We start from the raw sequence: 13938 nt of genomic DNA, 5'->3' as shown, positions 1-13938 counted from the left end.
GCGGCGACGGTGGATCCCCGGGGCGGCACCCCTGTCGAGGGCGGGGACACGGAACGCCCGCCCGGCCGGGCCGGTTCACGGCTCAGGTCCCCCTCTGACCTGCAGTGATGCCGGGAGCGAGAGGAAAGTGGCCGAGGCCACTCCGAAAAGGGGCCTCTCAAGTTGACCGGGCCCGGGGATCCACGTAATGTTCTTCCTTGTGCCCGGGAGATCGGGACAGCGGGAAGGCCAGAAGTGGCGGAACGCGAAATCGACTCCCACCAGGCGCTTCGGATAACTTCAGAACTGATGAGGCGCGGTTCACACCGCACCGAATTGACATGGAGAACCGGATCCCCTAAGTTATAGGGGTTGCCTCGGAGCGAGGAACTCGGAAGGGTTCTGATACTGAGTGCGCGTGCTGCTTGATATCTCAATAGCGTGTCTATTTGTTGATGCCAATATTTGATTGGCAGAATATACGGATGATTAGCAGTTACATGCTGGTTGTTTGTTTTTTTGTCAGGTTTATAGTTTTTCATGTTTTTTCATGGAGAGTTTGATCCTGGCTCAGGACGAACGCTGGCGGCGTGCTTAACACATGCAAGTCGAACGATGACGGCCGAGCTTGCTCGGTCTGATTAGTGGCGAACGGGTGAGTAACACGTGAGCAACCTGCCCTTCACTCTGGGATAACCTCGGGAAATCGGGGCTAATACCGGATATGAGCTCCTGTCGCATGGCGGGTGTTGGAAAGTTTTTCGGTGAAGGATGGGCTCGCGGCCTATCAGTTTGTTGGTGAGGTAGTGGCTCACCAAGGCGATGACGGGTAGCCGGCCTGAGAGGGCGACCGGCCACACTGGGACTGAGACACGGCCCAGACTCCTACGGGAGGCAGCAGTGGGGAATATTGCACAATGGGCGAAAGCCTGATGCAGCGACGCCGCGTGAGGGATGACGGCCTTCGGGTTGTAAACCTCTTTCAGCAGGGAAGAAGCGAAAGTGACGGTACCTGCAGAAGAAGCGCCGGCTAACTACGTGCCAGCAGCCGCGGTAATACGTAGGGCGCAAGCGTTGTCCGGAATTATTGGGCGTAAAGAGCTTGTAGGTGGCTTGTCGCGTCTGCCGTGAAAACCCGAGGCTCAACCTCGGGCGTGCGGTGGGTACGGGCAGGCTAGAGTGTGGTAGGGGAGACTGGAACTCCTGGTGTAGCGGTGAAATGCGCAGATATCAGGAAGAACACCGATGGCGAAGGCAGGTCTCTGGGCCATTACTGACACTGAGAAGCGAAAGCATGGGGAGCGAACAGGATTAGATACCCTGGTAGTCCATGCCGTAAACGTTGGGCACTAGATGTGGGGAACATTCCACGTTTTCCGCGTCGTAGCTAACGCATTAAGTGCCCCGCCTGGGGAGTACGGCCGCAAGGCTAAAACTCAAAGGAATTGACGGGGGCCCGCACAAGCGGCGGAGCATGCGGATTAATTCGATGCAACGCGAAGAACCTTACCAAGGCTTGACATGCACCGGACGACTCCAGAGATGGGGTTTTCTTCGGACTGGTGCACAGGTGGTGCATGGTTGTCGTCAGCTCGTGTCGTGAGATGTTGGGTTAAGTCCCGCAACGAGCGCAACCCTCGTTCCATGTTGCCAGCGCGTAATGGCGGGGACTCATGGGAGACTGCCGGGGTCAACTCGGAGGAAGGTGGGGACGACGTCAAATCATCATGCCCCTTATGTCTTGGGCTTCACGCATGCTACAATGGCCGGTACAAAGGGTTGCGAAACTGTGAGGTGGAGCGAATCCCAAAAAGCCGGTCTCAGTTCGGATTGGGGTCTGCAACTCGACCCCATGAAGTCGGAGTCGCTAGTAATCGCAGATCAGCAACGCTGCGGTGAATACGTTCCCGGGCCTTGTACACACCGCCCGTCAAGTCACGAAAGTCGGTAACACCCGAAGCCAGTGGCCCATCCTCGTGAGGGAGCTGTCGAAGGTGGGATCGGTGATTGGGACTAAGTCGTAACAAGGTAGCCGTACCGGAAGGTGCGGCTGGATCACCTCCTTTCTAAGGAGCTACACCAATGATTGGTGGCTGTCTGCTCACCCGCGTGTGGTGAGGATGGTTGCTCAAGGGTGGAACATCAACGAAGAGGCACTTCGCCGGCGGTGACCGGCTCTAGTACGACCCCGAGTGGGTCTGGAACGAGCGGGGGAGTCGTTGGTTTGAGGTGGAGGCACGCTATTGAGTTGTGAGGCTGCACGCAGCCCTGGCACTGGTCTTCGGGTCGGTGTGGGGTGTGTGGCTGGTCCTCCCCTGCATGGTCGGCGCGGTTGCGTTGGTGGTGTGGGTGTGGGGTTGTTTCTTGAGAACTACATAGTGGACGCGAGCATCTTGTAAGCAATTTTAGTGTCTTTGTGTTGCCAAGTCTTAAAGGGCACACGGTGAATGCCTTGGCAAGAGGAGCCGATGAAGGACGTGGGAGTCTGCGAAAAGCCTCGGGAAGGTGACAACCGACCTGTGATCCGAGGATGTCCGAATGGGGAAACCCACCAGGGGTCATGCCCTGGTACCCGCCACTGAATGTATAGGTGGTGTGGAGGGAACGCGGGGAAGTGAAACATCTCAGTACCCGCAGGAAGAGAAAACAAATAGTGATTCCGTGAGTAGTGGCGAGCGAAAGCGGATGAGGCTAAACCGAGCCTGTGTGATACCCGGCAGGGGTTGCAGGTTGGGGGTTGTGGGACGTGCTGGACTGTTCTGCCGGACGGTCGACGTGAATGTGTGATGGTAGTCGAAGTCGTGTTGAGTGCGACGGCGTAGAGGGTGTGACCCCCGTAGACGAAACTGTTGCATGGCGTTGGGCGCTGTTCCCGAGTAGCACCGGACCCGTGAAATCCGGTGTGAATCTGCCAGGACCACCTGGTAAGCCTGAATACTACCTCTTGACCGATAGCGGACAAGTACCGTGAGGGAAAGGTGAAAAGTACCCCGGGAGGGGAGTGAAATAGTACCTGAAACCGTGTGCTTACAATCCGTCGGAGCCTTACGGGGTGACGGCGTGCCTTTTGAAGAATGAGCCTGCGAGTTAGTGGTCGGTGGCGAGGTTAACCCGTGTGGGGTAGCCGTAGCGAAAGCGAGTCTGAACGGGGCGTTCAGTCGCCGGCTCTAGACCCGAAGCGAAGTGATCTATCCATGGGCAGTGTGAAGCGCGGGTAAGACCGCGTGGAGGCGCGAACCCACTTCAGTTGAAAATGGAGGGGATGACCTGTGGATAGGGGTGAAAGGCCAATCAAACTTCGTGATAGCTGGTTCTCCCCGAAATGCATTTAGGTGCAGCGTTGCGTGTTTCGTGCCGGAGGTAGAGCACTGGATAGGCGATGGGCCCCACCGGGTTACTGACCTTAGCCAAACTCCGAATGCCGGTACGTGAGAGCGCAGCAGTGAGACTGTGGGGGATAAGCTTCATAGTCGAGAGGGAAACAGCCCAGAACATCAGCTAAGGCCCCTAAGCGTGTGCTAAGTGGAAAAGGATGTGAAGTTGCTGAGACAACCAGGAGGTTGGCTTAGAAGCAGCCACCCTTGAAAGAGTGCGTAATAGCTCACTGGTCAAGTGATTTTGCGCCGACAATGTAGCGGGGCTCAAGTACACCGCCGAAGCTGTGTCATTCCGGTTCTGCCGGGATGGGTAGGGGAGCGTCGAGCAGCCAGCGAAGCCGCGGGGGAACCCAGTGGTGGAGGCTGTTCGAGTGAGAATGCAGGCATGAGTAGCGAAAGACGGGTGAGAAACCCGTCCGCCGATTGATCAAGGGTTCCAGGGCTAGGTTAATCCGCCCTGGGTTAGTCGGGACCTAAGGCGAGGCCGACAGGCGTAGTCGATGGACATCGGGTTGATATTCCCGAACCGATCGTAGGAGGACCCATACCGAGGCAGTCGATGCTAACCACCCGATCAGTCCTCTTGCCCTTCGGGGTGAGGGATGCTGTGAGGCTGGGAACCAAGGTTGTAGTAGGTCAGCGCGAGGGATGACGCAGAGAGGTAGCTTCCGCGGACTTAATGGAATAGTCCGTCTAAGCGTGCAGCCCGACCCCGGGTAATGCTGGGGTCATCAAGGGTCAGACGTGAAGGGGATCCCGTATGGGCGTAGGTGAGTGATCCTGTACTGCCAAGAAAAGTTCCGGCGTGACGAATACGGTCGCCCGTACCCTAAACCGACTCAGGTGATCAGGTAGAGAATACCAAGGCGTTCGAGAGAATCGTGGTTAAGGAACTCGGCAAAATGCCCCCGTAACTTCGGGAGAAGGGGGGCCTGAAGGGTGAGAGCCCTGAGGGCCGCAGAGACCAGGGAGAAGCGACTGTTTACTAAAAACACAGGTCCGTGCGAAGTCGTAAGACGCAGTATACGGACTGACGCCTGCCCGGTGCTGGAAGGTTAAGAGGACCGGTTAGCTCTTTGGAGCGAAGCTGAGAATTTAAGCCCCAGTAAACGGCGGTGGTAACTATAACCATCCTAAGGTAGCGAAATTCCTTGTCGGGTAAGTTCCGACCTGCACGAATGGCGTAACGACTTCTCCACTGTCTCAACCGCGAACTCGGCGAAATTGCATTACGAGTAAAGATGCTCGTTACGCGCAGCAGGACGGAAAGACCCCGGGACCTTTACTATAGTTTGGTATTGGTGTTCGGAACGGCTTGTGTAGGATAGGTGGGAGACTGGGAAGCATTCACGCTAGTGAGTGTGGAGTCATTGTTGAAATACCACTCTGGTCGTTCTGGATTCCTAACCTCGGTCCGTGATCCGGATCAGGGACAGTGCCTGATGGGTAGTTTAACTGGGGCGGTTGCCTCCCAAAAAGTAACGGAGGCGCTCAAAGGTTCCCTCAGCCTGGTTGGCAATCAGGTGTTGAGTGTAAGTGCACAAGGGAGCTTGACTGCGAGACAGACATGTCGGGCAGGTGCGAAAGCAGGAACTAGTGATCCGGCACCTCATTGTGGAATGGGTGTCGCTCAACGGATAAAAGGTACCCCGGGGATAACAGGCTGATCTTGCCCAAGAGCTCATATCGACGGCATGGTTTGGCACCTCGATGTCGGCTCGTCGCATCCTGGGGCTGGAGTTGGTCCCAAGGGTTAGGCTGTTCGCCTATTAAAGCGGTACGCGAGCTGGGTTTAGAACGTCGTGAGACAGTTCGGTCCCTATCCGCTGCGCGCGTTGGATATTTGAGAAGACCTGTCCCTAGTACGAGAGGACCGGGATGGACTGACCTCTGGTGTGCCAGTTGTTCTGCCAAGGGCATGGCTGGTTGGCTACGTCGGGAAGGGATAACCGCTGAAAGCATCTAAGCGGGAAGCCTGCTTCAAGATGAGATATCCGTGCCCCTTGTGGGTGAGAGGCCCCCAGTAGATGACTGGGTTGATAGGCCAGATGTGGAAGCACAGCAATGTGTGGAGCTGACTGGTACTAATGGCCGATGACTTATCAACATCAAAGTTTTTGTTTGCTGGTGTTCGCGTCCACTGTGTGGTTCTGGAGAAGCAACTCCTGCCATCGCGTCCCCGTGTGGGGGTGTGGTTGGTCAGGGCTGGTTGGTCTCGCCGTGTTACGGCGGTCATAGCATCGAGGAAACGCCCGGTTCCATTCCGAACCCGGAAGCTAAGCTCGATTGCGCCGATGGTACTGCACTCGGGAGGGTGTGGGAGAGTAGGTCGCCGCCGGACATCTTCATCGGGAAGGGTGGAGGACGTCGCTGGGATGCTCGTTCGAGTGTCTCGCCGTCCCCCGCCCTTCCCTTTTTTCATGCCCACTTCCCGGCGCTGCATTCGTGTCGGAGTCCCACGGCAGGGTGAAGGCGTGCCCCAGGGCGGCGCTGCGGCGTGGGCCGGCGCCTCACAGGTGGTGCCACCGACAGATCGGAGGCGCCGTACTGAGCGCCCGATAGGTGTCCTTGTCCTCGAGCGCGCCGGTCGCGCCGCGCGGCTCGGTCACCTCCTGCGGGCACGTCCCCGACAGCGAGGACGTGGGCTGCCGGGGTGCTGCGGACCTCGGTCGCAGAGCCGTGGCGACCGCTGACCATGCCGCGCGGGCGCCGTGCCCGCGCTGTGACGAGGGGCTGTGACCGGCGTCGTCACGGCCCGTCACACCCTGGTGAGAGCAGTCACGGGAGGCGGGGTTACCCACGCGTCGGGTCTGCGGGGTCCCCTACAGTGGGGGCGCGGAATCATCAACTGAAGAGGGACGGTCGCGTGGCTGAGCACAGCAGGAATGAAGGCGACCGCGGGGACGGCCAGCAGCGCCGGGAGGCCCGCGGTTCGTCGCAGGGAGCCCGGGACCAGCAGCGCCGCGACGGGGATCGCGGACGTCGTCCCGGGGGCCAGGACCGCCGCGACTCCGACCGTGGGTACCGAGGCTCCGATCGACCGCGCCGCGACGGAGATCGTCCGTTTCGCGGCGACGACCGCCAGCGCAAGGACGGGGACCGCCCGTTCCGCGGCGACGACCGCCAGCGCCGTGATGGGGACCGCCCGTTCCGCAGCAACGATCGACCGCGTCGCGAGGGTGAGGGCTCCTTCCGCGGCAGTGACCGCCCGCGTCGCAATGGTGATCGGCCGTACCGCAGCAATGACCGTCCGCGTCGCGATGGCGATCGGCCGTACCGCGGCGACGATCGACCGCGCCGTGAGGGTGACCGTTCCTTCCGCAGCAACGACCGTCCCCGCCGTGAGGGCGAGGGATCCTTCCGCGGGAACGATCGGCCGCGTCGTGACGGTGATCGTCCCTTCCGCAGCAACGATCGTCCCCGTCGCGATGGCGATCGTCCCTTCCGCAGCGATGACCGTCCCCGTCGTGACGGCGATCGTCCGTTCCGGGGCGACGACCGTCGCGGGCAGCAGGCACGCGGAGAACGTGGACCGTGGCGGGAGAACGGTGGCCGTCAGTACCGCGAGGAGCGTTCGTCGCGCCGCGGCGACGATCGCCGAGGGTCCTGGGAGGACCGCGGCGGTCGCCGTGACGACGATCGCGGCCGGCGCCCGTCCCGCGACGGGCACGGCTCGCGGGAGGACCGTGGATCGTGGTCCGGCGGCTCCCGCTCGTCCCGCCCGGGGCAGGAGGCGCGTGCGCAGCGCCCCGTGGAGCCGGAGATCCCCGAGGGCATCACCGGCGCGGAGCTCGACAAGGAGATCCGCGGCGAGCTCCGCGGCCTGAGCAAGGAGACCGCGGAGCGCGTCTCCCAGCACCTCGTCGCCGCCTTCGCGCTCGAGGAGGTCGCCCCGGAGATCTCGCAGGAGCACGCCCGCTTCGCCGCCCGTCTGGGCGGTCGCGTCGGCGTCGTCCGCGAGATGAACGGCATCCTGGCCTACCGGGCCGGCGACTACAGCACGGCCGTGCGCGAGCTCCGCACCTCGCTCCGCATCACCGGCCGCACCGATGTGCTCCCGATGATCGCGGACGCCGAGCGCGGCCAGGGCCGCCCCGAGCGAGCCCTCGACATCGCCGCCTCCGACGAGGCCGCGGGTCTGGGCGTCGATGCGTCCATCGAGCTGATGATCGTCGTGGCCGGAGCCTACGCGGACACCGGCGACGTCGAGACGGCTCTGCGCACGCTCGACATCCCGGCGCTGCGCCACAAGGTCAACGGCCGCTGGCAGGTGCGGCTCTGGGTCGCCTACGCGGATCTCCTCGAGCTCGCGGGCCGCGGGGACGAGGCCCACCGCTGGCTCGTCCTCGCCGCCGATGCGGACACCGAGGGTCTGACCGATGCGGGGGAGCGCCTGGGACGTCCGGCCCCGGAGGTCGCACCCGAGCCCTCCTGGGAGGACGACGAGCAGATCTCCGTCCTCGACGCCTTCGACGCGGAGGCCGAGGAGCGCGAGCGTGCCGAGGCCGAGGAGCGGGAGCGCGCCGAGGAGGGGGACGAGGCGACCGCCGAGGCCGAGGCCGACGCCGAGACTGATGCCGTCGAGCTCGAGGGCGTCGATGACGCCGGGTCCGACGGTGCTGGCGCTGTCGACGACTCGGACGGCGCTGATGCTGCCGACGCGGGTGCCGACGTGACCGATGAGCCGGAGGCCGACGAGGACCCGGAGGACGGGACCGACCCGGGGACCGCGGTGTCCGTCGACGGTGATGACGCGACGTCGCCTGACGCCGAGTCGGACTCGTGCCCCGAGGACGAGGCGGAGCAGGCCGAGCAGGCTGAGGGGGCCCGGTGATCCGCAGGCCGGACCTCTCCCTGCTCGAGCAGTACGACGCCTTCCTCTTCGACCTCGACGGCACCCTCATGCACGGTGCCCGCCAGATTCCCCACGCCGGGGACGCCGTGGAGGCCGTGCGCGCCGCGGGGCACCACGTCGTCTTCGCGACGAACAACGCCTCCCGCACCCCCCGGCAGGCCGCGGATCACCTCGGCGTGGTCGGCATCCCCGCCCGGGCCGAGGAGTTCGTGACCTCCCCCCAGGTGGCCGCGCGGCTGCTCGCCGATCGTGTCCCCGCCGGCGCGACGGTCCTGGTCGTCGGCGGTCCGAGCCTCGCGGCCGAGGTCGAGGCCGCCGGCATGGTCCCCGTGGAGGAGGACCGTGAGGACGTCGCCGCCGTCATCCAGGGCTGGAGCCCGGACCTCGGCTGGTCCCGCCTCGCCGAGGGTGCCTACGCGATCCGCCGCGGAGCCGTCTGGATGGCCACCAACGTCGACGCGACGCTCCCCACCGAGCGCGGCCTCGCTCCCGGCAACGGCTCCCTCGTCGCGGCGCTCCGCCATGCGACCGGGGCGGAGCCGCTCGTCGCCGGCAAGCCCGAGCCGGGCATGTTCACCGTCGCCGCGCAGCAGGTCGGCGCGCGTCGGCCGCTCGTGATCGGTGACCGCCTGGACACCGACATCGAGGGCGCGAACCGGGCCGGCATCGACGCGCTGCTCGTGCTCACCGGCGTCGACGGCCTCGAGGACGCACTCCGTGCCGATCCGGTGCGCCGGCCCACCCACGTGCTGCCGGACCTCGAGCGCCTCGGCGCCCCGTTCGCCCTGCCCGTCGTCGAGGGGGACCGCGCGCGCTGCGGCGCCGTCGGCGCGACCTGGACGGACCAGGGGGACATCCGCCTGGACCACGGCGACATCGCCGACGACCGCCTGCAGCGGGCCGTGCTCGCCCTGCTCGCCGTGCACTCCGCCGAGCAGGCGTGGACGGGTCGCCTCCTCGACGCGCGGGGGACCGCCCTCGGCCCGATCCCGCGGTGAGCGGGGAGCGGCTGGACCGGGCGCTCCTCGCGGCCGGCCTCGCCCGCTCCCGCACCCACGCCCGGCGCATCGTCGAGGAGGGGCGCGCGCGGATCGACGGGACGCCCGCGAGCAAGGTCTCCCAGCAGGTGCACGCCGGTGCGGCGCTGGCCGTCGTCGACGTCCCCGACGGCGTCGAGTACGCCTCCCGCGCCGCCCACAAGCTGCTCCATGCGCTCGAGGAGTCCGGGGTGGACCCTGCGGGTCTGCGCTGCCTCGACGCCGGTGCCTCCACGGGCGGCTTCAGCGACGTGCTGCTGCGCCGCGGTGCCGCGACCGTGGTCGCCGTGGACATCGGTCACGACCAGCTCGCCGACCACGTCCGCGCGGACGACCGCGTGATCGTCATGGACGGGACGAGCGTCCGCGACCTCACCCCGCAGCTGATCGGTGGGGAGGTCGACCTCGTGGTCGCCGATCTCTCCTTCATCTCCCTGCGCACCGTCGTCGCCGCCCTCGCCGGGGCGGTCCGCGAGGGCGGGGACCTGCTGCTCATGGTCAAGCCGCAGTTCGAGGTGGGACGGGAGGCGCTCCCGCGCACGGGCGTGGTCACCGATCCCGCCGCGCGCGAGCAGGCCGTGCTCGGTGTGGCCCGTGAGGCCGCGCTCGCGGGGCTGCGGCCGCTCGCCGCCCGCACGAGCGCCCTCCCCGGGCAGGACGGCAACCGCGAGTACTTCCTGCACCTGCGCCGCACCGGCGCGACCTGCGGGCTCGACGCCGAGGCCTATGACATGATCGGGGACGCCGTGCACGGTGAGGACCGCTCCGCGAGGAGCCGTGGTCCCCGGCGCGCGGCCGGCCACCAGCCCCCCGCAGCACATCCAGGAGGACCCACGAGCATGAGACGGTTCCTCCTCTACGTGCACTCCGGGCGCGCCTCCGCGCTCACCGCGATGCTCACCGTCCTCGCCGAGCTCGGCAACCGCGGGGTCCGCGCCGTGATCATCGACGAGCAGTACGACGAGATCCGCTCCGCGCCCGCGAGCGCGCTGCCCCCGACCCTGCTCGACATCCTCGACTCCGAGGAGGTCGACGTCGTCGACGCCGTCACCGCGGCGGACATGGTCGAGCTCGGGATCGTCCTCGGCGGCGACGGGACCATCCTGCGCGCCCTCGAGGTGGTGCGCGAGGCGGGGGTCCCCGTGCACGGCGTGAACCTCGGGCACGTCGGCTTCCTCGCCGAGAGCGAGGTCGCCGAGCTCTCCACGACCGTGCGCCGGCTCCTCGACGTCGACTACGAGATCGAGGAGCGCGCGACCCTCGACATCGTCGTGCGGGACTCCGCCGACCACGTCCTGCACACCGACTGGGCGCTGAACGACGCGAGCCTCGAGAAGGCGGACCGCCAGAAGATGATCTACGTGGTCATCGAGATCGACGGCCGCCCCGTCTCCTCCTTCGGCTGCGACGGCGTGCTCCTGTCCAGCCCCACCGGCTCCACCGCCTACGGCTTCAGCGCCGGCGGGCCGATCGTCTGGCCCGAGGTGGACGCCTTCCTGCTCGTCCCGCTCGCCGCCCACGCCCTGTTCGCGCGCCCGCTCGTGCTGGGCCGCTCCTCCGAGGCCGCGATCGAGATGACGATCGACAACCGCGACGAGGGCGTGCTCACCCTCGACGGCCGCCGCGTGGTCGACATCCACGCGGGGATGCGCATCGAGGGCAGGCTCTCCCCGCGCTCCGTGCGTCTGGTGCGCCTGAAGAACACCCCCTTCGCCGATCGCCTCGTGGAGAAGTTCCAGCTCCCCGTCGTGGGCTGGCGCGGCCGCGTGGGCCGGCAGGTCTGACCGGGGTCGCCGCGTGCTGTCCACCCTCCGCATCCGCCACATCGGCGTGATCGACGACGCCACCCTCGAGTTCGGTCCCGGCTTCACCGCCCTGACCGGCGAGACCGGCGCCGGCAAGACGATGATCGTCACCGGTCTGACCATGCTGCTCGGCGCCCGGCTCGACCGCGGACGCACCGAGGTCGCCTCGACCGTCGACGGCACCCTCGCCCTCGCCGGCCATGAGCGTCTCGCCGCGGCGCTCGACGAGCTCGGCGCCGAGGACGAGGACGGCGAGGTGCTCGTGGTGCGCCGCGTGACCCGCGACGGCCGCTCGCGCGCGCAGCTCGGCGGGGTCCCCGTTCCCATCGGCACCCTCGCCGACCTCGTGGGCAGCGCCGTGACCGTCCACGGCCAGTCCGACCAGCAGCGACTCCGCGACCCCGATGCGCAGCGCGAGGCGCTGGACCGCTTCGCGTCCAGCACGCTCGGGCCGCTGCTCGAGCGTCACCGCGCCGCCTGGGCCGAGCGCTCCGCCGCCCGTGCCCGCCTCATCGAGCTCGACGAGCTGCTCGCCGACCGCGAGCGCCGCGGCGCCCGCCTCCAGGAGGCCCTCGAGCGCATCGAGGCGACCGACCCGCAGCCGGGGGAGGACGACGAGCTGCGCGCTGAGCTCGAGCGGCTCGGGAGCGCCGAGGAGCTGCGCGGGGCCGGCGCGACCGCCGCCGAGGCCCTCGTCGGCGACGACGGCCCCTCCGCCGGCGCTCTCGTCGACATCGCCGCGGAGGCCGTGGGCCGCGCGGCCCGCACCGACCGCACGCTCGAGCCGATGCTCGAGCGCCTCGACGCGCTCCGCATCGAGATCTCCGACCTCGCCTCGGAGCTGTCCCTGTACGCGGAGGGGATCGACGCATCCCCCGGGCGGGTCGACGCCGCGAACGAGCGGCTCGCCGAGCTCACCGCCCTCGTGCGGGACCTCGGCGCCCTCCTGCCGGGCCCCGACGGCCCCGCCGAGGACGTCACCGCCCTGCTGGCGACCTCCCGCACCGCCGCCGTGGACCTCGACCGCTTCGAGGGGGCCGAGGCCGAGCGCGCCTCGCTCTCCGAGCGGCTCACCCGGCTCGAGAGCGAGCTCGACGACGCCGCGACCGATCTGACCGCGGCGCGCACGGCCGCCGCGGCGGAGCTCTCCGCCGCCGTCCAGGAGGAGCTGCGGCTGCTCGAGATGCCGGACGCCGCCCTCACGGTCGAGGTCACGGAGCAGGCCCATCGCTCGCACGGGCGCGACGCCGTCGCGATCCTGCTCGCCCCGCACCCCGGGGCGACGCCCCGCCCCGTGGGCAGCGCGGCCTCCGGCGGCGAGCTCTCCCGCGTCATGCTCGCCCTCGAGGTGGCGCTCGCCTCCTCGCGCGAGGACCGCACCGCCGCCCCCGTCTTCGTCTTCGACGAGATCGATGCCGGGATCGGCGGCCGGGCCGCGCTCGCCGTCGGCCAGCGCCTCCAGCAGCTCGCCCGCCACGCCCAGGTCATCGTCGTCACCCACCTCCCGCAGGTCGCGGCGCACGCGAGCACCCACCTGCAGATCGTGAAGTCCTCGGCGGAGGGCTCCACCAGCTCGACCGTCGAGGTCCTCGACCGCGGCGAGCGGATCCGCGAGCTCGCCCGCATGCTCGCGGGCGACGACCACTCCGACCTCGCGCTCGCCCACGCCGAGGAGCTCCTCGACGATGCCCGGGCGGGCGCCCGATGAGCCCGGCCGTCTCCGGCACCGCGAGGCTCGGCCGCCGCACCAAGGACCTCACCCAGCGGCTCGAGGCCGGCGACATCGCCGTCATCGACCACGAGGACATCGACCGCGTCGCCGCCGAGGCCCTCGTCGAGCGTCGTCCCGCCGCGGTGATCAACGCCGCCGCGTCCACCTCGGGGCGTTACCCCAACGCCGGTCCCCGGATCCTCGTCGAGGCGGGGATCGTGCTCGTCGACGCCGTCGGCCCCGGCCTCTTCGAGACCCTCCGGGACGGCGATGCGATCACGATCGAGAACGGCGCCGTGCACCGGGACGGCGAGGTGGTCCTCCACGGTGCCGCCCAGGACGACGCGACCGTCGCCGCCGCCCAGGAGGCGGCCCGCGAGGGGCTCTCCGAGCAGCTCGAGCTGTTCGCGGAGAACACGATGGAGTACATGCTCCGCGAGCGGGACCTGCTGCTGGACGGCGTGGGCGCCCCCGACGTGCGCACCCCCCTGCACGGCCGCTCGGTGCTGATCGTCGTGCGCGGCTACCACTACAAGGAGGACCTCGCGACCCTCCGGCCCTTCATCCGCGAGAACCGGCCCGTGCTCATCGGCGTCGACGGCGGTGCGGACGCGGTCCTCGACAGCGGCCTGCGCCCCGACATGATCATCGGCGACATGGACTCCGTCTCCGATCGGGCCCTGCGTTCCGGGGCGGAGCTCGTCGTCCACGCCTACCGCGACGGCCGCGCACCCGGCCTCGAGCGGCTGAGCGAGCTCGGCCTCGAGGACCGCGCGGTCGTGTTCGCCGCCTCCGGCACGAGCGAGGACATCGCCATGCTCATGGCCGACGAGAAGGGCGCGAGCGTGATCGTCGCCGTCGGCACCCACGGCACCCTCGAGGAGTTCCTGGACAAGGGACGCGCCGGGATGAGCTCCACCTTCCTCACGCGGCTGCGGATCGGGTCCAAGCTGGTCGACGCGAAGGGCGTCTCCCGGCTGTACCGCCAGCGCATCTCCACCCTGCAGCTCGTGCTGCTCGCCCTCGCGGGCCTCGTCGCCCTGGGCGCCGCCCTCTGGTCCACCGAGGGGGGCCAGGCGCTGTTCCAGATCGTCGGCGCCCGCCTGGACGGGCTGCTGTCCGCCTTCACCCTGCTGTTCGAGCCCCGGCCCGCCGGGCCGTAGGAGGGAACCGA

At 67.3% G+C, this 13938-nt stretch carries 6 protein-coding genes, 3 rRNA genes and 1 pseudogene; 9 read left to right on the top strand and 1 reads right to left on the bottom strand.

From position 1 onward, the window contains the following. The first annotated feature begins 526 nt into the window (after positions 1 to 526). From NLU66_RS13235 to rrf, 3 genes are all read left to right on the top strand, one after another. Positions 527 to 2045, top strand: a 16S ribosomal RNA gene (locus NLU66_RS13235). 354 nt (positions 2046 to 2399) lie between these two features. Continuing rightward, a 23S ribosomal RNA gene (locus NLU66_RS13230) occupies positions 2400 to 5463 on the top strand. A gap of 117 nt (positions 5464 to 5580) precedes the next feature. Beyond that, positions 5581 to 5697: ribosomal RNA gene (rrf, locus tag NLU66_RS13225) — 5S ribosomal RNA — on the top strand. Together the 16S, 23S and 5S rRNA genes form the textbook arrangement of a ribosomal RNA operon. Before the next feature lie 417 nt (positions 5698 to 6114). Here the strand turns inward: rrf and NLU66_RS13220 are convergent. Further along, positions 6115 to 7026 (bottom strand): hypothetical protein, encoded by a 912-nt coding sequence (locus NLU66_RS13220; protein WP_259360114.1) that lies wholly within the window; start codon positions 7024 to 7026, stop codon positions 6115 to 6117. Positions 7027 to 7107: 81 nt separating this feature from the next. Here NLU66_RS13220 and NLU66_RS13215 point away from each other — a divergent pair, with 81 nt between their 5' ends. From NLU66_RS13215 to steA, 6 genes and pseudogenes are all read left to right on the top strand, one after another. After that, positions 7108 to 8190, top strand: coding sequence for a hypothetical protein (locus NLU66_RS13215; protein ID WP_259360113.1), 1083 nt, complete (start codon positions 7108 to 7110; stop codon positions 8188 to 8190). Further along, a complete protein-coding gene (locus tag NLU66_RS13210; RefSeq protein WP_259360112.1) occupies positions 8187 to 9209 on the top strand; it encodes an HAD-IIA family hydrolase in 1023 nt (340 codons plus the stop codon). Before NLU66_RS13215 ends, NLU66_RS13210 begins: the two co-directional genes overlap by 4 nt. Then, positions 9152 to 9880 (top strand): annotated as a pseudogene (locus NLU66_RS13205) (TlyA family RNA methyltransferase); the annotation flags it as partial. The gene NLU66_RS13210 and the pseudogene NLU66_RS13205, both read left to right, overlap by 58 nt. A gap of 207 nt (positions 9881 to 10087) precedes the next feature. Next, the gene (locus tag NLU66_RS13200) at positions 10088 to 11032 is read left to right on the top strand and encodes an NAD kinase (protein ID WP_259362595.1); all 945 of its coding nucleotides are present in this window, start codon (positions 10088 to 10090) and stop codon (positions 11030 to 11032) included. Between the two features lie 13 nt (positions 11033 to 11045). Further along, positions 11046 to 12761: a DNA repair protein RecN gene (recN, locus tag NLU66_RS13195; RefSeq protein WP_259360111.1), complete on the top strand. Its 1716-nt coding sequence runs from the start codon at positions 11046 to 11048 to the stop codon at positions 12759 to 12761. Next, a complete protein-coding gene (steA, locus tag NLU66_RS13190) occupies positions 12758 to 13927 on the top strand; it encodes a putative cytokinetic ring protein SteA (protein WP_259360110.1) in 1170 nt (389 codons plus the stop codon). The genes recN and steA overlap by 4 nt, the downstream gene beginning before the upstream one ends. Positions 13928 to 13938 lie beyond the last annotated feature (11 nt).

This window comes from Brachybacterium sp. NBEC-018, from assembly GCF_024860185.1.
Taxonomy (GTDB): domain Bacteria; phylum Actinomycetota; class Actinomycetes; order Actinomycetales; family Dermabacteraceae; genus Brachybacterium; species Brachybacterium rhamnosum.
Note: the sequence above shows the minus strand (reverse complement) of the source record. Positions and strands in the feature narration are given on the sequence as shown.